This window comes from Paenibacillus sp. EKM301P (genome assembly GCF_011800295.1).
In the GTDB taxonomy this organism is placed as follows: domain Bacteria; phylum Bacillota; class Bacilli; order Paenibacillales; family Paenibacillaceae; genus Paenibacillus; species Paenibacillus polymyxa.
In genome coordinates this window covers 1-468 of record NZ_JAALFM010000085.1, presented here as the reverse complement: position 1 = coordinate 468, position 468 = coordinate 1, and the positions used below count along the sequence as shown (strand labels likewise).

General features: G+C 55.8%; 1 rRNA gene. It reads left to right on the top strand.

Going from position 1 to position 468, the window contains the following annotated elements:
• Positions 1–4: 4 nt before the first annotated feature.
• Positions 5–468 (top strand): 16S ribosomal RNA (locus tag HFD99_RS24930); the annotation flags it as partial.

Below are 468 nucleotides of genomic sequence, written 5' to 3'. Positions count from 1 at the left end.
GTCTTTAATGGAGAGTTTGATCCTGGCTCAGGACGAACGCTGGCGGCGTGCCTAATACATGCAAGTCGAGCGGGGTTAGTTAGAAGCTTGCTTCTAACTAACCTAGCGGCGGACGGGTGAGTAACACGTAGGCAACCTGCCCACAAGACAGGGATAACTACCGGAAACGGTAGCTAATACCCGATACATCCTTTTCCTGCATGGGAGAAGGAGGAAAGGCGGAGCAATCTGTCACTTGTGGATGGGCCTGCGGCGCATTAGCTAGTTGGTGGGGTAAAGGCCTACCAAGGCGACGATGCGTAGCCGACCTGAGAGGGTGATCGGCCACACTGGGACTGAGACACGGCCCAGACTCCTACGGGAGGCAGCAGTAGGGAATCTTCCGCAATGGGCGAAAGCCTGACGGAGCAACGCCGCGTGAGTGATGAAGGTTTTCGGATCGTAAAGCTCTGTTGCCAGGGAAGAACG